Genomic DNA, 23,729 nt, shown 5'->3' on the forward strand with positions numbered 1-23,729 from the left:
GCTCGGTGACCTGCTTGACGGCTTCAATCTTGAATTCTTCGGTATACCGTTTGCCTTTGCTCATAAACACCTCTAGTTTGAGTTACATTGTAACGGTTAAAAGTGTCTAGCAAAGTCTGGGAAGTCCACTCCTTGACAAGGAAAGTAACTATACTATCTTGATACTATGCTATGACGTTAATCGTATATATTTATTGTTAAATATGAAAAGGAGTTCATTATGAAAGTAAAATTACTTGTATTTTTAGGTTTGATACTTCTATCATCTGCTGCGTTAGCAAATCAGTCCTTTCCCCCATGCTCATCTGATGTTTGTACTAAAGTTGTGCATAATAAAGACTTTGAGAGGCTTTCCGTTTTAGTGTGGAACAGTAAAGGTGAATTAATCCACTCAAATCAGTTCGATTTGGATAGTGAAGCTAAATTAGTTCATACAAGCAGCGACGACGGTGGCCTAAGCTTAAACGGCGGCGATTATTACTCAACATCCAATAGCGGTGCTCCACCAGCTCCTTGCAGTACCGGGGCATGCTCCGTACCAGTGGCTACCTCTTACGAGACCGCTACAGAAATTGTAACTATTGTAATTACTTACACCTATCATAATGGGCAATTAGTAGGTGCGAATACGACACGATACGTTTCTCCGAAAGCTGCAGAAATTGATCCCTAAAGCACCCAAAGCAGGGTAATGTCATACGATTTTTTGAACTTATCTTAAAGGTAAAGCTACTGGCCGTAAGAACTAGTAGACGTAAAAAGCCCGCTAAAAGCGGGCTCCATAGTCATCTCAGGCAAGATCGAATCAGACCTAAACGTCAGGCCACCCACCACAACACTTACCGATACTCTTCAATGCTCGGGCATGAGCACATCAGATTACGGTCGCCGAATACGTCATCAATACGGTTTACGGTTGGCCAGAACTTGTCGTAACCAACGGCTTCAACCGGGTAGGTTGCCGTTTTTCTATCGTATGGGCGGTCCCACTCTGCATCGGTAATGTCGGCTAATGTATGCGGTGCGTTCACCAGTGGGTTGTTGTCTTTTGGCCATTCACCGGCGGCTACTTTCTCGGCTTCAGCTTTAATGCTTACCAAGGCTTCAATAAAGCGGTCCAGTTCGGCTTTAGACTCAGACTCGGTCGGCTCAACCATAATGGTACCCGCTACCGGGAAGCTCATGGTTGGTGAGTGGAAACCATAGTCCTGCAAGCGCTTAGCCACATCAATTTCGGCAATGCCGGCGGCGTCTTTCATTGGCCGCAAATCGATAATGCACTCGTGCGCGACACGATTGTTGCGGCCACGATACAGAATTTTGAAGTGCTTACTGAGCTTCTCAGCTAAGTAATTGGCATTCAAAATAGCGGTTTCTGACGCTTCACGTAAGCCGCGTCCACCCATCATGGCAATGTACATCCAGGAAATGGTCAGAATGCTGGCACTACCAAACTGAGCAGCAGATACCGCGCCGTTGCCTGCTTTAGGCCCGTCAATGTTCACAATGGAGTGGTTTGGCAGGAATTCAGCCAAATGCTGCTTCACACCAATAGGACCCATGCCAGGGCCGCCGCCACCGTGCGGAATACAGAAAGTTTTGTGCAGGTTCAGGTGCGACACGTCAGAACCAATGTAACCCGGTGAGGTTACGCCAACCTGTGCGTTCATGTTGGCGCCGTCCATGTAAACCTGACCGCCATAGCTGTGAACCAGGTCACAAATGTCTTTAATGCCTTCTTCGTAAACACCGTGCGTTGACGGGTAAGTGACCATAATGCACGACAGGTTCTCGCCCGCTTCTTCGGCTTTGGCTTTTAGGTCGTCCATATCCACGTTGCCGTGCTTGTCACAGTCAACCACCACCACTTTCATGTTCATCATCTGAGCTGAAGCTGGGTTTGTACCGTGGGCAGAACTTGGAATAAGACAAATGTTGCGGTGCCCGTCGCCGCGGCTTTCATGGTACTTCTGAATAGCCAGCAGACCGGCGTACTCGCCCTGCGCACCGGAGTTCGGCTGCATCGACATGTCGTCATAACCGGTTACGTCAATTAACCATTCAGACAAGGTTTCAACCAGCTCGTAATAACCCTGTGCCTGCTCTGCCGGGCAGAACGGATGCAACTGACCAAACTCAGGCCAGGTCACCGGAATCATCTCGGCGGTGGCGTTCAGCTTCATGGTGCACGAGCCCAGAGAAATCATGGAATGGTTCAACGCTAAATCTTTGTTTTCAAGCTTTTTAATGTAACGCAGCATTTCAGTTTCTGAGTGGTACTCATTAAATACCGGGTGCTGCAAATACTGAGAAGTACGCACTAAATCAGCAGGAATAGATTCCACGTCTCCACCGGCAACACGGCTGTCCAGTACGTCAATGTCTAAACCGTGGTTGTCGCCAAACAGCGCGGCAAATAAGCTTTCAACGTCGTCACGTGTTTTGGCTTCATCCAGGCTAATACCAAACACGCCTTCGCCGTCAACGCGTAGGTTAAGACCCAACGCTTTACTGCGCGACAATACGTCTGCAGCGTTTTCTTTCATTTCAAAGGTTAAGGTGTCAAACCAGTGGCTGTTCACCAGCTTCACGCCTTTGTCCTGCATACCTAGCGCGACAATGTCGGTTAAACGGTGAATGCGGTTGGCAATACGACGCAAGCCTTCAGGGCCGTGATACACAGCGTAAAACGACGCCATGTTCGCCAGCAGAACCTGCGCGGTACAAATGTTCGAGTTCGCTTTTTCGCGGCGTATGTGCTGCTCACGCGTCTGCATGGCCATACGCAATGCAGGGCGTCCACGCGAGTCTTTAGAAACCCCGATAATACGACCCGGCAATGAACGTTTAAATTTGTCACGGGTAGCAAAGAACGCCGCGTGAGGGCCGCCATAACCCATTGGCACACCAAAGCGCTGTGCGTTACCGAACACCATGTCCGCGCCCATTTCGCCCGGTGACTTCACCATTAGCAGGCTCATTAAGTCAGAAGCAACGGCAACAATGGCCTTTTTCTCCTGCAACTCACCAATTAACTGTTCAATGTTGTGCAGCTGGCCTTGCTTGTCCGGGTACTGCAACAACGCACCAAACACGTCATGATCAGAGGCTTCACGCGCCGGTCCGACAATAATGTCGAAACCAAAGTATTCCGCACGGGTTTTCACCACGTCGATGGTTTGCGTGTAAACGTTGTCGGCAATGAAAAACGCGTTGGATTTTTTATTTTTAGAAACACGTTTTGCCATGGCCATAGCTTCGGCGGCGGCAGTGGCTTCGTCCAGCAATGAGGCGCTGGCTAAATCCAGGCCGGTTAAGTCCATGGTCATTTGCTGGAAGTTAAGCAGTGCTTCTAAACGGCCCTGAGCAATTTCCGGCTGATACGGCGTGTACGCTGTATACCAGCCCGGGTTTTCCAGCACGTTACGCAAAATAACGTTAGGCACTACGGTGTCGTAGTAGCCCATACCAATGTACGAGGTACAAATTTGGTTCTTTTTCGCAATGTTTTTAAGACGAGCCAGAGCTTCGCGTTCAGTTTGCGGCTCCCCTGTCTGCAGGAACGGTTCACGCAGAATCGCACCAGGCACAGTGTCTTTGGTTAATGCTTCTAAAGAATCTACACCCAGCTCAGCCAGCATGGCTTTTTGCTCATCAGCGCTTGGGCCAATATGGCGGCTAATGAATTCATCGTGGTGCTCTAATTGCGTCAGGGTAGTACTGCTCATTTAACTCAGCCTCGTACATTTATCGGAAATTTATCGAAAACTTATCGGATACAAAAAACAATGAACCCCGGCTAATTTCCGGGGCTCAGGACGCTCTGTGTCATTGGTGCTATGCGCCAATGGCCTCAGTCTTCGTCGATTGAAGCCTCGTAAGTGTTCGCGTCTAATAAGTTGTCCAGCTCGCCGCTGTCATCTGCTTTTATACGGAATAACCAGCCGTCACCGTAAGGGTCGTTGTTGACCGTTTCAGGGGCATCTTCCAGATCTTCGTTCACAGCAACAACTTCACCGGTCATTGGTGCGTAGATATCTGAAGCGGCTTTTACAGATTCAGCGACAGCAATGTCATCGCCTGTGGCAACTTTGTCGCCTACGTCAGGCAATTCAACAAACACCATATCGCCAAGAAGTTCCTGCGCGTGCTCGGAGATACCTACAGTAAAAGTACCGTCGCCTTCATCACGAACCCATTCGTGGGTTGATGCGTATTTCAGATCTGCTGGAATATTGCTCATATTGCTTTCCTTCTACCCGGGTTACCCGGAATGTATTGAATCTTGTTCGATTATAAAACAGATTGACCGTTTCTGACGAAACCTGGCTTAACCACCTTCACCGGCATTTGTTTCTTACGCATTTCCACTTCCGCTGTATCACCAACACTGGATGGAACGCGAGCCATTGCAACTGAGAAACCAAGTGTAGGCGAGAATGTACCAGAAGTGATGATACCTTCGCCACCCTCAACGGTTACTTTTTGACCGTGGCGCAGTACACCTTTCTCTTCCATCACAAGGCCGACTAATTTGTCATGACCTTTCGCTTTTTTCTGCTCTAAGGCTTTACGACCAATGAAGTCGCGATCAGCCGGTTCAAACGCCACGCTCCAGCCCATATTGGCTTCCAGCGGCGTGATGTTCTCATCCATGTCCTGACCATACAGGTTCATGCCAGCTTCTAAACGCAGTGTATCACGAGCACCCAGTCCACATGGAGCAACCTCGGCTTTTAGCAAGTCATTCCACAAGGCTTCAAGTTGCTCGGCCGGAACCACAATTTCGTAGCCTTTTTCGCCGGTGTAACCTGTGGTCGCAATAAAGTAATCGCCAACGTCTTTGCCCACAAAAGGCTTCATGCCGTCAATTTCGGCATACTGCTCTGCAGTTAGTACGTTTTGAATTTTTTCAGCGGCCTTAGGGCCCTGCAAAGCCAGCATACCCATGTCGTCACGCTCTTTGGTGGTGACATCAAAATCGGCTGCTACTTTTTCAATCCATGCCAGGTCGCGGTCACGGGTTGCTGAGTTAACAACCATGCGGTAAGCGGTTTCTGAGAAGAAATACACGATAAGGTCGTCAATAACACCGCCGTTTTCATTCAACATGCTGGTGTATTGTGCTTTGCCTTCCGTTTTTAGCTTGGCAACGTCGTTAGCCAGCAGGTAACGCAAAAACGCCTGAGCCTGTGGGCCTTCTACGTCAACAATGGTCATGTGCGACACATCGAAAACACCGCAGTCACGGCGTACAGCATGGTGCTCTTCAATTTGTGAGCCGTAGTTCAGCGGCATGTCCCAGCCGTGAAAATCAACCATCTTCGCACCCGCTTTTACGTGTGCATCGTACAGTGGCGTTCTGCTACCCATACCGTGTTCCTTCTCTGTTCACTTTATGTGCGTGTGTATGGGCGCAAATTATAGGCGTGATTCACTTAAACTTAAAATCAATAATGCTTATAATGGTATTAATTTTTCAAATACCCAGTGACGACTTTATAAAGCGAACCAATGAAACATTTATCCTTAGAAGCCTTACGCAGTTTTAGTGCGGTTATAGAGCTGGGCAGTATGACACTCGCCGGCGAACGCATGGGGCGCTCTCAACCTGCTATTAGTCTGCAGCTTAAAAAGCTGGAACAGCAACTGGGCGTTGAACTGCTAACCCGCCAGGGCAGTGGCTTTGCCCTTACCGCCGACGGTGACGTGCTGTTTGACTACGCCCAGCGTATGTTGGCGCTGAATGATCAGGCCTGGGCGCAGTTCGAACCGCAACAGGTTAGCGGTAAAGTGCGGCTGGGTATTACCAGTGAATTTGCTTCCAGTCTGCTGCCCAAAGTGCTGGGTCAGTTTGCCCAGGTTTACCCACAGGTTACGCTGCAGGTGACTTCGGCGTTGAGTAAAGACTTACTGTCCGGACTAGGGCAACAGTTCGATATTATTCTGGCACTGCGAGAACAGACCAATAAAAGCGATGTTTTGATTCAGCGCGAAGAGCTGGTTTGGGTGGGCTCCCCCGCCTTGGTCGAGCAACCCAGCTTGCCTTTGGTTGTAGCCCCGGAAGGATGCATTTATCGCCGCCGTGCCGAACAGAGTCTGCAACGGATACATCAGCCCTACAGAATCACCTACACCAATACAGACTTCTCAGGGCTTACCGCCGCACTGCACAGCAGTTTGGGAATAACCGTACTGGCCCGTAGCACGGTACCGGACAGTGTTTCAGTAATTGACGCGCTTGCTAATGGAAAGAAATTACCAGCACCGGGCTCAGTCAACGTCATTATGCGTCTGGCCGGCGGCGCCTCAAGCGCTGCCTCTCAATTGGCGGATTATCTAAAAGCAAGGATTTGAACACCTCACCTGACATGAACGTCAGGCTAAATCTGGTGAGCGCTGAGCCGCTGAGATAGGTGGCGCTTATGGTTGGTACCTATTGGTCAGGGAGTGTGCGGCGCCATGGATGGCGACGCCCAAGCCCTACAGGGACGTATTCACGGGCGTCTCCCTGAACAATAGGTGCCAACCACAGCCGCCTAGCTCTGGGGGTCAGTGCCCAGCGCGATTTCGGCTAGTTTGCGTTTTAAAAAGGTGAGTTTGTTTGGCAGTGCGAAAGCCAGGGCGCGTAGGCCTTTCACTACTGGGTTTGCTGTGCCGAAACCACGTTTGAACGTTTCCATTGCGGCTATCATTAGCTGGGTGTCGGCTTTGCGCTCGCGCTGATACGCACTCAAGGACCGGTGCAATTGAGCCAGCGAGGATAAATCCACGCCCTCAAGTTTCTCCGCTAAGGCTTTCACGTCACCAAAACCTAAGTTCGCACCCTGCCCGGCCAGCGGATGAATAGTGTGAGCCGCGTCACCAGCCAAGACAATACGATGCTGATACCATTGGCGGGCGTACTGCATTTTAAGCGGAAAGGCTTTTATATCAGACACACACTCGCAGGCGCCTAATACCCGCCCTGACTCTGTTTCCACCTGTTTTGCAAAGCGCTCAGCGGGCTCATTAAGCAAGTTTCTGGCGAGATCTTCATCGGCAGACCAGACAATGGAAACGGTATGAGAGTCAGGTGTCGGCAGAAGTGCCAGCGGCCCTGTTGGTAAAAATACCTGACGAGCCACGCCATTATGAGGTTGTTCCGTGCGAATATTCGCCACAATGCCTTGCTGCCCGTAGTCCCAGAAAGAAATTGGTAATTCAGCATACTGACGCACTTTCGAACGACCACCGTCAGCTCCTACTATAAGATCGGCTGACAGTAACCACTCACCAACCTCTATTTCCCCGCGGTGAGAATCATCGCCGGCATGAACCATTGTCCACTGTTGCGTCTGTAATATCTCAACACCGACCTGCTCAGCACGTTGCCACAAAAAGTGCTCCACAACGTTGTTTTCAACTATAGCGCCTAAATCTGCGGCGTTAATTTCCCGGGCTGAAAACTCAATGTGCGCAGGGCTGTCTTTGTCCCACACTTGCATGCTTTGGTAGGGGCCACTCCGGTGTTCCTGCACTAAAGGCCAGGCACCACAGTCTTTTAATACGCTGCGACTGCGATCATTCAGAGCACTCACCCGCAATGCCAGCTCTTCAGAAAGTTCAGGTTGCGAATGTCTTTCCAGAACCATCACTCGTCGGTTTTGCTGAGCCAGACGTATTGCCAGGCTCAGGCCAATCATGCCGCCGCCAACAATCACAACATCGAGCTTTTTGCGTTTCATGGTCATGGTTGCATCCCCATGGTTAAGCGTGCGAAGGCGGATTTCAGCGGCGAACAATGCTGCAGTAACATCAGCGCACTGTTGCGACCCAATACCGTGGGCCAGTAGTGATTCGAAAAGCCGCGCACTAAACCGTCCGTCAGTTTAATAATGGCTTGGTAATCACGTTCGCGATTCTGCTCATAACCTTGTAATGCCTGAAAATTACCGGCGTCATCGACATTGGCCAGCGACTCACATAAAACTTCGGTATCGCGCAGCCCCAGGTTAAAACCCTGCCCGGCTATGGGGTGCAACGCGTGCGACGCATTACCGATGATCACACTGCGGTGGTGAGTTGAACGTTTTGCCCGGCGTAACGTCAGCGGGTAAAAAACCCGTTTCGACACGCCGGAAAATAAGCCCGCGCGGTAGCCAAACGCCTGCTGACACCGCTGCACAAATTCGGTGTCGGACCATTGCTGGGCAACGTCACGCTGCGCTTCGGTAAAGCTCCACACCAGTGAAGCCTGACTTCCCTGCATTGGCAGTAAGGCAATAGGCCCATTTTCGGTAAAGCGCTCATAGGCCCAGCCATTTAGTGGCTGCTCTAAATCAAGCGTTGCAATACAACCAAACTGGCCATAATCGTAAACATCCGATTTTAGCCCCAGTTGCTCGCGCACCAGTGAGTTCTGGCCATCGGCACCAATCAGTAACTTAGCCAACAGCTGCTGTCCGTTATCCAGGTTTAATTCCACCTGCTTTTGCTGCTGTTGCAATGAATCTAAACGAACACCCGATAACCACTCAAGGTTGGTCTGCTTCTGACAGCTAAGGTACAAGTTGTTAACCAGCTCGGAGGCGGCAACAACCCGACCTAAGGCCTCAACCCGCTCGTTCTCGGCGTGCAGTTCAGTTGCGCCGGCAAAGCCCCGGTCGGAAATGTGAATATGTTTTATTGGCGTAGTATCAATGCCATTGAGTACACCGAGACTTTGCAGCCGCTGCGCAGATGCAGCAGCCAGAGCAATAATCCGCTTGTCTGCGGGCGGACCTTCGGCTCGTGGTTCACAGACAACAATGTGCCAGTCCGGCCGTTGTTGCGCCAGCATTAAGCCAGTTAAGGCGCCCACCAGGCCACCTCCGGCTATTACAACATCGGCGTGCGTTACTGGCCTTTCATCCATGTCTCAATCTCTTCAATGGTTTTGGGTACATCGGCGGTCATGTTGTCAAAACCGTCCGCTGTTACAACCAGGTCATCTTCAATGCGAATGCCTATGCCGCGCCATTTCTCTTCAACGTCAGCATCTTCCGGAATATAAATACCGGGTTCTACTGTCAGCACCATACCGGGTTTGAAAGGTACAGGCTCGCCCTCCCTGTCGCGATAACGTCCGACATCGTGAACATCCAGACCCAGCCAATGGCCCAGGCCGTGAATAAAGTACGTTTTCCAGCGTTGTTCTTTGAAGTTTTCTTCGGCATCGCCGGTTAAAATACCAAGCTCGGTGAGACCATCGCTAATGACCCTGGCAGCTGCTTCGCTCGCCTGAACCAAATTACTCCCGGGTTTAATTTCAGCAAAGGCCGCCTGCTGGGCTTCCAGCACTAAGTTATAAAGTATGCTCTGTGGTTCACTAAACTTGCCATTTACCGGGAAAGTACGGGTAATGTCGGCAGCGTAACCCTGGTACTCCGCGCCGGCGTCTACCAGCAGTAAATCACCGTCACGCAAAACATCTTGATTGTCGGTGTAATGCAGAACGCAGGCATTAGCACCACCACCGCTGATAATACCGTAAGCCGGATGCAAAGCGCCGTTCATGGCAAATTCATGGTGCAACTCTGCCGCTACCTGATACTCGTGCTTGCCCTCTTCGACAAAACGCATAATGCGACGGAATGCCCCCGAGCTGATTCGGCCAGCTTCTTTCATCACTGACACTTCATTGGCTGACTTAATAAGGCGCATGGCGTCCAGTTGAGTTCTTAAGTCAGACAAGCTTTGAGGCGCTAGTTTACCGCTTCGTCTTGCTTTCACACTGACGTCATCGCGCGCTTCGCTCACCAGTTCGGCCAGCACCGAGTCTTCACCCATGGGGTAGAAAACCGATTCAATACCCTCCAGCAACTCCGGTAAACGTTCCGGCAAAGTGTCGAGATCTTCCGCGCTGTCAACGGCTAAGGCTTCAACAGCATTGGTATAGCCTAAACGCAGCCCATGCCAGACTTCGTGCTTGGGGTCTTTGTCCTGGCAGAATAAAACACTGCGAGGGCTGCTGTCGTTGATCAGCAGCAACACCGCGTCCGGCTCATTAAAACCGGTTAAATAGAAAAAGTCGCTGTTTTGGCGAAAAGGGTACTCGGTATCATTGCTGCGCGTAACTTCACTGTTAGCAGCCACCAGTGCCACCGAGTGTGGTGGCAAAGACTCCAGCAACAGGCGTCGGCGCTGCTTAAATTCATCCTGAGGAATAACGTTTCTCATCAACGACCTCTACTCCGTCAGTAATTAATGCAGAATTTTGGGTGGCTGATTTGCCGGTAGCTCATTACGGCCTAATTCGGCGTAGCACATCATGGCTGAAACACGCAGATACTCGACAATTTCGGTGTAGGCTCGTTCTTCTTCCTCATCACCATCGTCGGTAAACTCTATCTTCGCCAGCTCGACCATGTCTTCAATGGCTTCTTTTAAGTCACCACTTAAGTTGGTCATATTTTCCTGGTTAACGCCATAGCCCACTAAAAAGGCATTAACCCAGCCAGCCAGTGCGCTTAAGCGGTCAGACAGCGGCGTCGTGTCTTCAGGTAACAACAAACGGTAGCCTAAGTCTTCGTCACCCAGCGAGTGCTCAATTTCTTCGGCCTGCTGTTGCAGCAAATTCTCCAGCTCGACGGGCAAGCCCTGGCCGTCGTATGCCAGGTCTGACATTAAGATCATTAATTCATTGCTTTTGGCGTCGCTGCCGGTGGCTATTAGCCCGGTTAACATACCCTGCACTTCTGACGCACTAGGCGTCATGTCGTATTGTGCGTAAAGTTCCACTAAGCGGTCATAATTAAAACGTGTCGACATTAAATTCTGCCCTTTATTTATCATGCATTAATCCTAACACTGGCTTTACATAATCGCTAGCTGACAAACACCGGTAGCTCATGCCATAATGCAGTTATCAAAGCTGTTGAGTCAGTTGCAAGGAGTCTTTTGAATGGCCGCAAAAACCATGGATATAAAATTGCTGGAACGTAATTATAAGGTGGCTTGCCCTGTTGGGCAGGAAAGCGCGTTGCAGCAAGCGGCAGATACGCTTAACGAAAGACTGATGGAAACCAAAGAACGAACGCAACTGACCAATGTCGAACAAATAGCTGTTATGACAGCCCTGAATTTATGCCATGAGTGGATTCAGGATCAAAATGAACAATCTGCAAAAACAGCTAAGCTTGAAGAAAAAATTCAGTTACTTCAGGCAACGATAGAACAGGCAATGAGTGAGCAACGCTCACAACGTAACCGTTAGCGGTTAACCTAAAGCAACATTGTAACCCTTTTGCGGTTTCCTGGGGTGTTTGCCAGCAGGCTTATGTCCCTGAGCCGATGCTTGTATTAAAAGGGGATCACTGGCCTGCCATGTGCAAGCCCGGCATGAACCGGGAAGCCTACGGCAGATACCATTTGCTCCCCGCCTTGAACCAATGGGTTCAAGGGCTACAGCCAGCAGCGGCACCTTGGGAAACCACCCTTACTATTGGCGCTCCGCCTTTTCATCAGCAACAATGGCTTTAACGTCCTCTAGCAATTGTTGTGCGTCAAAAATGACACCGTCTTTAATGGTGTACTGAATACCTTCCGTACGCATTGGTTCGTTATTGCCGTCCAGCTTGAAGTGCCCGGTGCCGTACAACACTTTAAAGTTATCCATCGGGTTTTCGTTCACAATAACCATGTCGGCTTTTTTACCAATAGCAACGGAGCCAATGTCGTCTTCCATATTCAGTGCTTCAGCACCGGCCAGGCTGGCAGCATGGATTACTTCCAGTGCATTCAAGCCGGCTTCACGTAATAACTCCAGCTCGCGAATGTAACCAAAGCCATAAATCTTATAAATGTAGCCCGCATCAGAACCAACCGTAATTCTGCCGCCGTTGGAGTGGAAGTCCTTTAAGAACGCCATCCATTTCTGGTAATTCTTTTTCCAGGCAATTTCATTGTCTGTGGTCCAGTCGAACCAATAAGAGCCGTGGGCGTAGCGGCTTGGCTCGAAAAACTCCCACAACCGCGGCAAGGTGTATTCGTCGTGCCAAATGGCCTGACGTTCACGCATTAAGTCACGCGACGCTTCATATATGGTTAAGGTGGGGTTGATCGTGAAGTCCAGTTCAATCAGTTCATTGCGCACTGAATTCCATTTCTCTGAACCCGGCTCCGCGGCCTGCTTCCATAAGCGGCCAGCCTCTTCAAAGCGGTTTTGCTCGTTGTTGTAATTGTAATTAGCCGGGTAGTCCTGCACGCGGCGCTCTTCAAACAGAGCTTCCGGCAAACCGTACCAATGCTCCATAGAGGTTAAGCCCAGGCGAGCGGAGTCCAGTGCATTCATCGACATTACATTCAGCTGAGCGTGGTGCATCATAGTGCCTAAGCCCTGCTCGTTGGCTTCATCCAGTGCCGCTTCCATAACTTTGCGTGAAGCACCGAAGAACTTAATACCCTTCGCTCCCTCATCTTTAATGTAGCGAACCCACTCACGTGCCTGCTCGCCGTTATAAATAGGCTTATCCCAGCCTTGCCCAAAACCAACATAAGGAATGATTCGCGGCGACGTAATGCGATTATCGACAGCGCGTTCTTCATGCCACTGAACCCAGTCCAGGCCATTAAAACTGCCGGGCTCCCGAATGGTTGTAATGCCGTGAGCCAACCACAACTTCAATACATACTCCGCCGGAATACCTTTTGCGGAGCCGCCAATATGCGCATGCATATCAACAAAGCCGGGCAAGATGTACTGGCCGCTGACATCCAGCTCTTTATCACCTGCTTCAGCTTCAGGACGCCCTTCGGGCTTAACTGGCACCCCCGGATTACCAACACTGACAATATTCACGATACGATCGTCTTCAATTACGATGTCTACCGGACCAATTGGTGGTGCGCCTTCGCCATTAATTAGTGTTCCGCCCCGTAATATCAGGCGCTCGTACGGACCTTCACCGCGATCACGCTCCGGCGCTTTCGGGGGAGCCTGTACAGCATGGGCTGCAACCGTAAAAGCCATCGCTACCATGGCTAAAGCTATCGTTTTTATTGTTTTCATCGGTTATCCTCTGGCAATTACTCAGCGGTTATCATTAAGCAGACTCTAGCATGACTCGACAGGACCTCCGACGCAAGTTACAGCAAATTCGCCGCAATTTAACCGCCGAACAGCAAAGCGAAGCGGCGTGTCTGGTTGCTGACAAACTGGAGCAACGTCTGAGCAACCTTGAGCCCCGGCAGACCACCGTTGCCGTGTATAAAAGCTTTTCCGGCGAGCTGCCAACCTCAGCCATTATTCAAAAACTGTGGCAGTTAGGTTTTAATACCGTTTTACCCGTGCTTCACCCTTTTGCTAAAGGTCATTTGCTGTTTTTACACTATGCCCCGGATACGCCAATGACAACCAACAAGTACGGTATTGCCGAACCCGAACTGAATGTTCAAAACGTGGTGCCATTGTCCAATATTCAGATACTGCTGATGCCACTGGTCGGCTTCGACAGTCAGGGCAACCGATTAGGCATGGGTGGCGGTTATTACGACCGGACATTAGCGCAATGGCATAATGGGAATAGACCCAACTTATCGCCCATTGGATTAAGCTATAACGAACAGCAGGTTAAACAGATACCGGTTGAGAGTTGGGATATTCCACTGCCGGAAATTATTACACCAGCGCAACACTGGCGCTTTTAAAGCAAAAGAAAGTTCGATAAAAAACAACAAATTCCCTATACTGAGCCTAAAGAAAACACACGGAGAAACGCTCATGTCAGGCAACGCTGATGCACTAAAAAAAGCGGCAGCAGAAGCTGCTATGCAATACATTGAAGACGGCACTGTCGTCGGAGTCGGTACCGGCTCAACCGTAAACTTTTTTATCGATGCGTTAGCCGAGCGAAAACATGACATTGAAGGGGCTGTTTCAAGTTCTGAAGCCTCTACCGAGCGCCTGAAGTCTCATGGTATTGAGGTGTTCGAACTCAACTCCGTTGCCGATGTTCCCGTTTATGTAGACGGTGCTGATGAAATTAATGAGCATGGCCAGATGATTAAAGGCGGAGGCGGAGCGCTGACCCGTGAAAAAATTATAGCCGCAGTCGCTAAAAAGTTCGTCTGTGTCGCTGATGAAACCAAAATGGTTGGCCGTTTAGGTCAATTCCCACTGCCGGTTGAAGTGATTCCTATGGCACGTTCATACGTTGCCCGCGAAATTGTAAAGCTTGGCGGCGACCCGGTCTGGCGCCAGGGTTTTACCACCGACAACGGCAACTGGATCCTTGATGTGCACAACTTTGACATCATGGAGCCCATGAAGCTTGAAGCTCAACTGAACAATATTGTCGGCGTAGTCACTAACGGACTGTTTGCTCAGCGTGGTGCGGATGTGGCGCTTATTGCCCGTGAAGATGGGGTTCAGACTCTGAAGGTAAGTGTCTGATGCAAACCTCACTAGCAAAGGACAAAATCAAAGTTTTATTGCTCGAAGGGGTTCATGACAGTGCCATCCAGCTATTTCGTCACCACGGCTACCATAACCTGGAAATACTGCAAACCTCTCTGAGCGAAGATGAACTCTGCGAAAAAGTTAAAGACGCTCATATTCTTGGTATCCGCTCACGCAGCCAGTTGAATGAACGCGTATTTGCCGCCGCCGACAAACTCATTGCGGTAGGTTGCTTTTGCATTGGCACCAATCAAATTGACTTAGATGCGGCCAAGCAACACGGTGTCGTTGTCTTCAACGCGCCCTTTTCAAACACCCGCAGTGTTGCCGAGCTGGTTTTAGCCGAAGCTATTATGCTGCTACGGGGCATTCCTGAAAAGAATGCCGTAGCCCACGAAGGTGGCTGGCTAAAATCGGCTAAGCAGTCTTTTGAGGCGCGCGGAAAAATACTGGGCATTGTCGGCTACGGTCATATTGGCAGCCAGTTGAGTGTTTTAGCCGAACAATTGGGCATGCACATTCGCTACTACGACGTTGAAGACAAACTGCCCATGGGTAACGCTCAGTCGGTTCCCACTTTGGATGACTTACTCACGCAAGCCGATATTGTCACTCTGCACGTACCGGAAACCGAACAAACGCAATGGATGATAGGCCGTCGGCAAATTGAACGTATGAAGCCGGGCAGCCTGCTCATTAACGCGTCGCGCGGAACGGTAGTGGATATCGAAGCTCTGGCTGAAGCCCTGTCATCAAGGCACCTGGCGGGTGCGGCAATTGATGTGTTTCCGGTTGAACCTAAAGGTAATAACGACGAGTTTATGTCGCCTCTGCGTGGCTTAAAAAATTGTCTGCTAACACCGCATATTGGCGGATCAACCTTAGAAGCTCAGGAAAACATTGGCGTTGAAGTGGCCGGAAAATTGGTGCGTTATTCAGATAACGGCTCTACCCTGTCTGCAGTCAACTTCCCTGAAGTGAGCTTGCCAACGCACGCAACGGCACAGCGTTTGCTGCATATTCATAAAAACCAGCCGGGTATGCTAAACGCCATTAACCGCATTATTAGCGACAATGAAATTAACGTGGCGGGTCAGTACTTACAGACCGATGAAAGTGTGGGCTACGTGGTGATGGATATTGACGGCGACAATGGCGCCAATATACTTCAACAACTGAAAGACATTCCGGGCACTATTCGTGCCCGGCGCTTATTCTAGTCTTTTTTGCCCATAACCGTGCGTTCCATGCTCTCTGGTGAGACATGGCGCACGTCTTTGCCTTTCACAAAAAAGATAATGTATTCGGCAATGTTCTGACAACGGTCACCAATACGCTCTAGAGAACGTGCGGACCAAAGCACATTCATAATTTTTGGAATAGAGCGCGAGTCTTCCATCATGTATGTCATTAACTGACGTGTCAGCGCTTCGTATTGACGGTCAGCCTGCTCGTCCTGCTGGTGCACATTATAAGCGGACTCCAGGTCCATACGGGCGAAAGCATCAAGTACATTACGCAGCATGCTTAATACGTGTTGCCCCAGGTTTTCGAGACTGACTAACAGTTGTTGTTGGTCGTTACTGAAACTTTCCTTAGCGACTTTTGCAATACGCTCTGCTTCGTCGCCAATACGCTCTAAGTCAGCAATGGTTTTGATAATCGCAATGACTAAACGCAGATCGCTGGCGGTTGGTTGGCGTTTAGCAATAATGTGCACACATTCTTCATCAATCTGCACTTCGAGCTTGTTCACTTTATGGTCACTGGTCAGGACTTTCTCTGCCAAGTCGATGTCGCCCTTCTGAATTGCCAGAAGTGAATCCTGCAATTGTTTTTCAACCAATCCGCCCATGCTTAACACACGGTTACGCACAGCTTCCAGTTCGTCATTAAACTTACCGGAAATGTGCTTACCCATATTCATCTTATCCATGACTCGCTCCTTAACCGTAACGACCAGTAATATAATCTTCTGTCTGTTTTTCAGACGGGGTAGTAAATAAAGTATCCGTATCAGCATACTCAATCAGTTTACCCATATACAAAAACGCGGTCTGGTCTGATACGCGCGCCGCCTGTTGCATGTTATGCGTAACAATAACAACGGTATACTTTTCCTTCAGCTCAGTAATCAGCTCTTCAATGGTCAGGGTTGAAATAGGATCCAACGCAGAGGTTGGCTCATCCAGCAACAAAATTTCAGGTTCAATTGCAATAGAACGCGCGATAACCACACGTTGTTGCTGACCGCCTGACAAACTGAACGCACTGGCGTTTAAACGGTCTTTAACTTCATCCCATAACGCCGCACCACGAAGCGAGGTTTCTACCGCCTCATCCAATACCCGCTTATCTTTCACGCCCTGCAAACGCAAACCATAAACCACGTTTTCATAAATGGATTTAGGAAAGGGGTTTGGACGCTGAAACACCATGCCCACACGGCGACGCAAAGCCGCAACATCGACGTTCTTGTCGTAAATATTGTGACCGTGCATATCAATCTGGCCGTCAATATGGCAAATCTCTACCAAGTCGTTCATGCGATTAATACAACGTAACAGTGTTGATTTACCGCAGCCCGATGGCCCGATAAACGCGGTTACGCGGTTATTGGGAATGCGCATAGAAATATCGTGTAACGCCTGATCTTGACCGTAGTAAAGATTCAAGTTTTTAATATCTAAAGCAGTCTGTTCTGCTGGCAAGTTGTGTAAGTCCAGCTTTTCTAAGTTGCTTGTACTCGGGTTTACCGAAATCATAAGTTCAGACCTTTTTGCTAATTCATCAAAACTTTCGTGTTCAACTGTCGTGTTCAACATTAGTGCTCAAGTGAGCGGTATTTTTCACGTAAATGGTTACGCACACCAATCGCCGTTAAATTCAAACCAACAATAATGGTGATCAGCAAGAATGACGTGGCGTAAACCAGCGGCCTGGCCGCTTCAACGTTGGGGCTCTGAAAGCCTACATCGTATATGTGGAAGCCCAGGTGCATGAATTTTCTGTCCAGATGGAAGTAAGGGAAGTTCCCGTCCACCGGCAGCATAGGTGCAGATTTAACCACACCAACCAGCATCAGTGGCGCAACTTCACCTGCCGCCCTTGCAACCGCGAGAATCAGACCCGTCATAATAGCCGGTGATGCCATAGGCAGAACAATGCGCCAAATGGTTTCCCACTTCGTTGCGCCCAACGACAAGCTGCCTTCACGTAACGCCGGTGGAATTCTCGAAAGCCCTTCCTCGGTCGCAACAATCACCACGGGCAATGTCAATATAGCCAGAGTAACGGCAGACCATAAAACACCCGGCGTACCAAAAGTCGGATTCGGTAAGGCTTCCGGGTAGAAAATCTGATCGAGACTCCCACCCACCATATAAACAAAGAAACCTAAACCAAATACGCCATAAACAATCGACGGTACCCCAGCAAGGTTAATGACAGCAATACGGATTAATTTAGTGACCGCATTTTTGCCCGCGTATTCATGTAAATAGACGGCCGCAATAACACCAAACGGAGCGACAATAACGGACATTAACAGCACCATAAATACCGTGCCGAAAATGGCCGGGAACACCCCACCTTCGGTATTAGCTTCCCTGGGCGGTTCAGAAACAAACTTGCCAATTTGCTGGAAGAAATGCCCAAGCTTTGAGAAAAAGCCCATATCGTTAGGGAAGTTCACATCCAGTACGCGGTACATAGGCACTTTGACTTCTTCGCCGCGCATATCCCGCATAATTAAAGAGTCACGACCGGCTTCATCACGCAGTGCGAAAAGTTCTTTCTCGTATTCCAGGTACTCGGCCTGAAGCTCTTCGCGACGTTGCTCAATGTCGTTTATCGCTTCTTCAGTCAAGCTGCCGCTAAGCTCAAGGCCACGGCGTTGTAGGTTCAATTGCGTTAACTCATAGTTAATAGCACCAATTTCACCTTCCTGCAGCGCCATAGCCTGTTCATTCAGCTCAACGGCGCGCTCAACCCGCTTAAACAATTCATCTCGCAAGTCGCCATGTGTCGCAACACGTTCGCCTGCCTGCTCGATAGCAACTGGATAACCGTAGAAATTACCATCTTTGGTACGTTCAATAACCGCCAGACCAGCCGGTGTTTCATCGGAGCGGATGGCGGGGCCAAGCACCCAGGCAAAATCCAGAGGTACGTACTCACGGTTACCAATTTTCATCAGGTAACGAGTCACTTCCTCTTCTTCGTAACCATCCATGATGGTGCCCGAGTTACTGATTCGTGATGTCGGAACCGACTCGCTCTCATAGATTTCACCAATGAGCGTGCGTGTTGAACCGTCAGCCTGTTCAATAGACATTTCATGAATGCCAGCGGGCCAGAAAAACGACAATCCACGCCAGCCAATCATTAATACCAGCCCGATAACCGCTATTAAGCTGATGCTAACTGAGCCGGCGGTTAACCAGATCCAGGGCTTTCCGGATTTAAACCATGTATTCATTGAATTAAACCTCTGTTCCGGAATTACATCGAGCTGTATTTGTCGCGCAGACGTTGGCGAACAAATTCAGCAATGGTGTTAAAGAAAAAGGTAAATATGAACAGCACAAAGGCTGCCAGGAACAAGATTCGGTAGTGTGAACTGCCAACCTCCGACTCCGGCATTTCGACCGCAATGTTTGCCGACAAGGTGCGCATACCTTCAAAAATGTTCCAGTCCATGATGGGTGTGTTTCCGGTTGCCATCAGTACAATCATTGTCTCGCCTACGGCGCGTCCCAGCCCCATCATAACCGCTGAGAATATGCCCGGACTGGCGGTTAACAGAACCACTTTAGTCAAGGTTTGCCATGGTGTAGCACCCAGCGCCAGCGAACCGTTAGATAAATGTTTCGGCACACTGAATACCGCATCTTCTGCAATTGAGAAAATGGTCGGGATAACCGCAAAGCCCATCGCAATACCAACAACCAGGGAATTACGCTGGTCGAAGGTAATACCCAGCTCATTGGTTAAATAGCCACGCACATTGCCATCGAACAACACTTGCTCAACCCAGGGACTAAGGCCAAACGATAACCAACCGACCAGAATAACAATAGGTATGAGCAGCAAAGCGGCTCGTCCATCGGTAACGGTGTTACGAATATGGGAAGGTAACTTCGACCATAAGAATGCGGTCAAAATTATCGCTGCCGGCACCAGCAGAAGTACGGCTATCAGGCCCGGAAGATACCTCTCAATTATCGGTGCCAGCCAAAGACCGGCCAAAAAGCCGAGAATAACCGTCGGTAAGGCTTCCATAATTTCAACGGTCGGCTTGACGTATTTACGCACCGACGGAGACATAAAGTACGCCGTGTAAACAGCAGCAGCCAAACCAATAGGCACAGCAAACAGCATTGCATACGCGGCTGCCTTGATGGTGCCAAAAGCAATAGGAACCAAACTGTATTTAGACTCAAAGTCATCGGAACCAGAGGTCGACTGCCAGGTGTAGTCGGGCTCAGGGTATCCCTCATACCAGACTTCCTGCCACATAGCGCTCCAGGTGACTTCAGGATGTTCGTTCTTAATATCAAACACACTGAAGCGATCACCACTTTGCATAATGAGGTAGTTGGCTCGAGGGTCGACCATGACGTGCTCTAAACTGGATTCAAGAGGGTTGCCCCGGTACAGGTCCGCCTCTGAAGTGGTATAGAATATGCCTAGCTGTCCGTTTTCTGAAACGGTGTAGAAAGTACGTCGATAATATTCAACTTCAACGTCTTTAACCGGTGAGCCAGCATCAAATGAGCGAATATATTGATATTGCCGACCTTTATCTGTCGATACCTGGAACCACTGTGTTACCAGCCCGGTATCATGAGTCACCAAAATAGAGCTTGCTCCGGCCAGTAAATAAAGACCCGTGGCATTACCCTGCTCACGCGCATTAACCAGCATTAATTCACGCTCACTTACCTGACCTGAAATTCCGACATCGAATACATGAATTCGGTTACCGCGACGCGCCATAACCTGACGTAAATCCGGAGTAACAATTAAGTCATCGATAGTACCGTTTAGTGTCACCTTATGAAAAACCGGCTTTAATGTCGTTTCGCCAGTCATAAAGTTTTCTTCTGCTGCGTACTTGGTAATAAGCAGATTATTGCCGCCCTGCACAGCAGCAAACATCATAGTGTCACCATCGCTCTCGTAAGCCAGTTTTTCTAAAGCCTGACCACTTTCATCGACAACTAATGGTTCGCCATTATTCAATACCTCCACACGCGGCGTTATCGTACGCTCAAGTGCGCCTGTCTGAGGGTCTTCAGCAAAAGACACTTTAAACTTAGGCTGAACCACCATCGCCGTACCATCGTTCAGACCGTATGCGTACTGCTTGTTGACCGGCAGAGTGCTGGCAAAGCTCGTTATTTTGTCATCAGAGACCACTTCTTTTGAGTCGATGATATCGCCGGCCTTGCGCTTAACGATAGATTTATCGGCCAGCGCAAAGAACTCAAATTTCCCCGATTTCATTAGACGGTAACCAATTTCGGCCTGCTCCTCCATGCCAAGTGCTTCTACATCATCACTGTTTGGCAATGAAAAGCTCTGTTCCTCTTTTAAGGAAACCGACTCGAAAATAGGCTGAACAACATAAAGCAGATAGAAAAAGATAAGCAACAGCGCTACCAACACCATAATGCCACCTAAAGTGACACCATAGCGAGCGGCACGATCTTTAAAGAGTCGTCCCCGGTTAGCGGCTAATTGTTGAGCTGACAGTGATGCCATCAGAAACCTCAGGTTTGAATACGCGTTACTAAAATTCTGCAAATAGTTTAGTTGAAAAATATGACAGTATTGTTACACCACTGTCATATTTTCTTAATAATGCAGTAATAGTTATAAAAAAGCCGGTAGCAAGCTACCGGCAAAGCAGTCTCAGGGACAAATTAATCTAAGCCAAGCTTTTTCAATTCAGCTTCAACAACCGCTTTAGGCAGTCCAATGTAACCGTCTTTATTGACAATATCCTGACCTGTTTTTGACAAGATCATGCGCAGAAACTCACCTTCCGCTTTACCCAGTGGTTTCGTCGGATGCTTGTTCACATAAATATATAGGAAACGAGCTAATGGATATTGACCTGCCAACGCATTCTCAGCAGTTGCGCCGATAAACTCCTGACCTTCGGCTTTTGCGATAGGCACCGCTTTAACACCTGAGGTCACATAGCCGATGCCGGAATAACCAATGGCATTAATTGAGGTTGAAACTGACTGCACAACCGACGCTGAACCGGGCTGTTCATTCACGTTCGAGCGGAAGTCGCCGTCACACAAGCCAATTTCTTTAAAGTAACCATAGGTACCTGATACCGAGTTCCGGCCGTAAAGCTGCAAGTCACGGTTGGTCCACTCACCTTCCATGCCCAGGTCACCCCAGCGGTTAACCTGCTCGTTCAGGCCACATTTGCGGGTTGAGGAAAATATTGCGTCTACTTCAGGAATCGTCAGACCTTCAACTGGGTTGTCTTTATGCACAAAAACGGCCAAAGCATCGATAGCAACACGCACTGGCGTAGGTTTGTAACCATGGCGCTTTTCAAAAGACTCGATTTCTTTTGACTTCATTGCGCGGCTCATAGGACCGAAGTTTGACGTGCCTTCAGTTAAAGCCGGTGGAGCCGTTGAAGAACCTGCCGCCTGCACCTGAATGTTTACGCTTGGGTAGTTACGCTTAAACTCTTCACTCCAGAAGGTCACCATATTGGCCAGGGTGTCAGAACCCACTGAAGATAAGTTGCCGGATAAGCCACTTACTTTTTTGTATTCAGGTAAGTCGTCAGTTGCCGCTGCCAATGTACTGAATGCCAGTGAGCCTGCAACAACTAAGCCTGTTAATGTCTTGTTCAAAGTAGATTGAAACATAGTGTATTCACCTCTAAGGGTTATTGAACTGTTTTCGAATTATGGCCAGTTTAAGACGCTTATGTGACAGCTTTATGACAATGTGAAAAATTTATGACTAATTCACTAAAAGTCCGCTCGGAATGCGAAATGAAAAGCGACTGCCTTTTTCTAGTGAACTATTAATATCCAACTGTGAGTTATGATGCTCTATTGCATGCTTAACAATAGAAAGGCCCAGCCCGGTTCCGCCACTGGCACTGTTACGATCATCCTCAACCCGGTAAAAACGTTCGGTTAGGCGAGGAAGATGTTCAGCGGGTATGCCTTTACCATTGTCCGTGACGCTAAACTCCGCACCGCCGGCCACTCGTTTCCACGACACCGTAATGTTCCCGCCCTCTTGCGTATAATAAATAGCATTGGTTATCAGGTTCTGCATGGCACTGCGCAGAAGGTTTTCTTTACCGTAAATTCTGACAGGAGCCACCTGGAACTCAATAGTATGCTGCTTCGCTTCATTTAAACGTTTGGCTTCAGCCTGCAATTGTTCAAGCATAGCTGGCATATCGACTTCATGGTCGAATACGTCGTCACTGGGGGTTTCCATGCGTGACAACGTCAGCAACTGATCAACCAGGTTCGACATACGAGTACTTTGTGCATTCATGTTTTCAACGGCTTTTTTCAACATGGCCGGCGGCGTTTGCTGTGGGTCGTCCATCATTTCCAGATAGCCCTGCAGTACCGTCAATGGCGTCTTTAATTCATGCGATACATTGGCCACGAACTCCCGACGCAAATTTTCCAGCCGTTTCACCTGCGTCACATCACGCGCAACCAACAAGAACTGATCTTCGCTGTAAGGCATGATACGAATTTCAATATCCAGACTTTCACGTATTGGCGACGGTATTGTCAGCTCTTCTTCGAAATTACCTTCGTTCAGGTAGGCATAGAATTCCGGGTGACGAATAAGGTTCGATAAACGTTGACCGGCATCGTCAGGCCAGCGCAGACCGAAATAGAACTGGGCTAATTTATTGCTCCAAAGCAAGGCACCGTCAGCACGGAATACAATAGCGGCGTCGGGCAAGGCTTCAGCCGCCTCGCGAAAACGGCGTAGTAAACGAGCCAAAGCTTTACGTCGTTTTTGGCTGCGGCGCTGGGAGCGGTATATTCCGTCGTAAATATAAGACCAGCTTCCCGGTGCAGAGGGCGGCATTAGAGTACGACTTTGCCAAAGCCACTTTATGAGCTTTTGCTGATAATAATAATGCCAGCAAACCAGCCCCAATAAGGCTAAAGTCGTTATTGGCCAGAACAGGTCAAATAACCAGCCAACAAATAAGAAGGGCAGCAAAAATAAGAGCAGATTGCTGAAAGACTGCCAATTAGAGTAGTTCCTGTCCATGCTAAATCAG

20 protein-coding genes and 1 other RNA gene are annotated in these 23,729 nt (G+C 49.1%); 7 read left to right on the top strand and 14 right to left on the bottom strand.

What is annotated here, in order from left to right:
• Nucleotides 1-220: 220 nt before the first annotated feature.
• Complete coding sequence (locus tag ACP7FG_RS07790) at nucleotides 221-673, top strand: hypothetical protein (RefSeq protein ID WP_439226037.1); 453 nt, start codon at nucleotides 221-223, stop codon at nucleotides 671-673.
• A gap of 166 nt (nucleotides 674-839) precedes the next feature.
• On the opposite strand, the gene gcvP is transcribed toward ACP7FG_RS07790, so the two are convergent.
• From gcvP to gcvT, 3 genes are all read right to left on the bottom strand, one after another.
• Nucleotides 840-3,728, bottom strand: coding sequence for an aminomethyl-transferring glycine dehydrogenase (gene gcvP, locus ACP7FG_RS07795; protein WP_439226038.1), 2,889 nt, complete (start codon nucleotides 3,726-3,728; stop codon nucleotides 840-842).
• Nucleotides 3,729-3,853: 125 nt separating this feature from the next.
• Nucleotides 3,854-4,243 (bottom strand): glycine cleavage system protein GcvH, encoded by a 390-nt coding sequence (gene gcvH / locus ACP7FG_RS07800; RefSeq protein ID WP_054491221.1) that lies wholly within the window; start codon nucleotides 4,241-4,243, stop codon nucleotides 3,854-3,856.
• Nucleotides 4,244-4,293: 50 nt separating this feature from the next.
• Entirely contained in the window at nucleotides 4,294-5,373 is a 1,080-nt protein-coding gene (gene gcvT / locus ACP7FG_RS07805; RefSeq protein ID WP_278358461.1) for a glycine cleavage system aminomethyltransferase GcvT, read from the bottom strand.
• A gap of 141 nt (nucleotides 5,374-5,514) precedes the next feature.
• Here gcvT and ACP7FG_RS07810 point away from each other — a divergent pair, with 141 nt between their 5' ends.
• Complete coding sequence (locus tag ACP7FG_RS07810; protein WP_414018646.1) at nucleotides 5,515-6,357, top strand: LysR family transcriptional regulator; 843 nt, start codon at nucleotides 5,515-5,517, stop codon at nucleotides 6,355-6,357.
• A 182-nt stretch (nucleotides 6,358-6,539) separates the two neighbouring features.
• On the opposite strand, the gene ACP7FG_RS07815 is transcribed toward ACP7FG_RS07810, so the two are convergent.
• From ACP7FG_RS07815 to ACP7FG_RS07830, 4 genes are read right to left on the bottom strand one after another with little or no spacing between them, the layout of a single operon-like run.
• The gene (locus tag ACP7FG_RS07815) at nucleotides 6,540-7,733 is read right to left on the bottom strand and encodes an FAD-dependent oxidoreductase (protein WP_439226039.1); all 1,194 of its coding nucleotides are present in this window, start codon (nucleotides 7,731-7,733) and stop codon (nucleotides 6,540-6,542) included.
• Nucleotides 7,730-8,896, bottom strand: coding sequence for a 2-octaprenyl-6-methoxyphenyl hydroxylase (gene ubiH / locus ACP7FG_RS07820; RefSeq protein WP_439226040.1), 1,167 nt, complete (start codon nucleotides 8,894-8,896; stop codon nucleotides 7,730-7,732). The genes ACP7FG_RS07815 and ubiH overlap by 4 nt, the downstream gene beginning before the upstream one ends.
• The gene (gene pepP / locus ACP7FG_RS07825; RefSeq protein ID WP_439226041.1) at nucleotides 8,878-10,200 is read right to left on the bottom strand and encodes a Xaa-Pro aminopeptidase; all 1,323 of its coding nucleotides are present in this window, start codon (nucleotides 10,198-10,200) and stop codon (nucleotides 8,878-8,880) included. Before pepP ends, ubiH begins: the two co-directional genes overlap by 19 nt.
• A gap of 24 nt (nucleotides 10,201-10,224) precedes the next feature.
• The gene (locus ACP7FG_RS07830) at nucleotides 10,225-10,815 is read right to left on the bottom strand and encodes a UPF0149 family protein (protein WP_244994781.1); all 591 of its coding nucleotides are present in this window, start codon (nucleotides 10,813-10,815) and stop codon (nucleotides 10,225-10,227) included.
• 109 nt (nucleotides 10,816-10,924) lie between these two features.
• Here ACP7FG_RS07830 and zapA point away from each other — a divergent pair, with 109 nt between their 5' ends.
• The gene (gene zapA / locus ACP7FG_RS07835) at nucleotides 10,925-11,236 is read left to right on the top strand and encodes a cell division protein ZapA (RefSeq protein ID WP_054491227.1); all 312 of its coding nucleotides are present in this window, start codon (nucleotides 10,925-10,927) and stop codon (nucleotides 11,234-11,236) included.
• A 34-nt stretch (nucleotides 11,237-11,270) separates the two neighbouring features.
• A non-coding RNA gene (gene ssrS / locus ACP7FG_RS07840) (6S RNA) lies at nucleotides 11,271-11,455 on the top strand.
• A 6-nt stretch (nucleotides 11,456-11,461) separates the two neighbouring features.
• On the opposite strand, the gene ACP7FG_RS07845 is transcribed toward ssrS, so the two are convergent.
• On the bottom strand, nucleotides 11,462-13,030 hold the full coding sequence (locus ACP7FG_RS07845) for an amidohydrolase family protein (protein WP_439226042.1): 1,569 nt from the start codon (nucleotides 13,028-13,030) through the stop codon (nucleotides 11,462-11,464).
• 50 nt (nucleotides 13,031-13,080) lie between these two features.
• On the opposite strand from ACP7FG_RS07845, the gene ACP7FG_RS07850 reads away from it, so the two are divergent.
• From ACP7FG_RS07850 to serA, 3 genes are all read left to right on the top strand, one after another.
• Entirely contained in the window at nucleotides 13,081-13,668 is a 588-nt protein-coding gene (locus tag ACP7FG_RS07850; RefSeq protein ID WP_439226043.1) for a 5-formyltetrahydrofolate cyclo-ligase, read from the top strand.
• 73 nt (nucleotides 13,669-13,741) lie between these two features.
• Entirely contained in the window at nucleotides 13,742-14,413 is a 672-nt protein-coding gene (rpiA, locus tag ACP7FG_RS07855) for a ribose-5-phosphate isomerase RpiA (protein ID WP_439226044.1), read from the top strand.
• Nucleotides 14,410-15,639, top strand: a complete 1,230-nt coding sequence (gene serA / locus ACP7FG_RS07860; RefSeq protein WP_439226152.1) for a phosphoglycerate dehydrogenase — start codon at nucleotides 14,410-14,412, stop codon at nucleotides 15,637-15,639. Before rpiA ends, serA begins: the two co-directional genes overlap by 4 nt.
• Here serA and phoU read toward each other — a convergent pair.
• The 6 genes from phoU to phoR form a co-directional block, all read right to left on the bottom strand.
• The gene (gene phoU / locus ACP7FG_RS07865; protein WP_054491232.1) at nucleotides 15,636-16,355 is read right to left on the bottom strand and encodes a phosphate signaling complex protein PhoU; all 720 of its coding nucleotides are present in this window, start codon (nucleotides 16,353-16,355) and stop codon (nucleotides 15,636-15,638) included. The genes serA and phoU overlap by 4 nt on opposite strands.
• 10 nt (nucleotides 16,356-16,365) lie before the next feature.
• Nucleotides 16,366-17,184: a phosphate ABC transporter ATP-binding protein PstB gene (gene pstB / locus ACP7FG_RS07870; RefSeq protein ID WP_199494386.1), complete on the bottom strand. Its 819-nt coding sequence runs from the start codon at nucleotides 17,182-17,184 to the stop codon at nucleotides 16,366-16,368.
• 59 nt (nucleotides 17,185-17,243) lie between these two features.
• The gene (gene pstA / locus ACP7FG_RS07875; protein WP_439226045.1) at nucleotides 17,244-18,899 is read right to left on the bottom strand and encodes a phosphate ABC transporter permease PstA; all 1,656 of its coding nucleotides are present in this window, start codon (nucleotides 18,897-18,899) and stop codon (nucleotides 17,244-17,246) included.
• Between the two features lie 23 nt (nucleotides 18,900-18,922).
• Nucleotides 18,923-21,187: an ABC transporter permease subunit gene (locus tag ACP7FG_RS07880; RefSeq protein ID WP_439226046.1), complete on the bottom strand. Its 2,265-nt coding sequence runs from the start codon at nucleotides 21,185-21,187 to the stop codon at nucleotides 18,923-18,925.
• A gap of 161 nt (nucleotides 21,188-21,348) precedes the next feature.
• Nucleotides 21,349-22,326: a PstS family phosphate ABC transporter substrate-binding protein gene (locus ACP7FG_RS07885; protein ID WP_439226047.1), complete on the bottom strand. Its 978-nt coding sequence runs from the start codon at nucleotides 22,324-22,326 to the stop codon at nucleotides 21,349-21,351.
• 97 nt (nucleotides 22,327-22,423) lie between these two features.
• The gene (gene phoR / locus ACP7FG_RS07890) at nucleotides 22,424-23,719 is read right to left on the bottom strand and encodes a phosphate regulon sensor histidine kinase PhoR (protein ID WP_054491236.1); all 1,296 of its coding nucleotides are present in this window, start codon (nucleotides 23,717-23,719) and stop codon (nucleotides 22,424-22,426) included.
• Between the last annotated feature and the right edge of the window lie 10 nt (nucleotides 23,720-23,729).

The organism is Idiomarina sp. ST10R2A5 (assembly GCF_051842325.1).
Taxonomy (GTDB): Bacteria; Pseudomonadota; Gammaproteobacteria; order Enterobacterales; family Alteromonadaceae; genus Idiomarina; species Idiomarina abyssalis.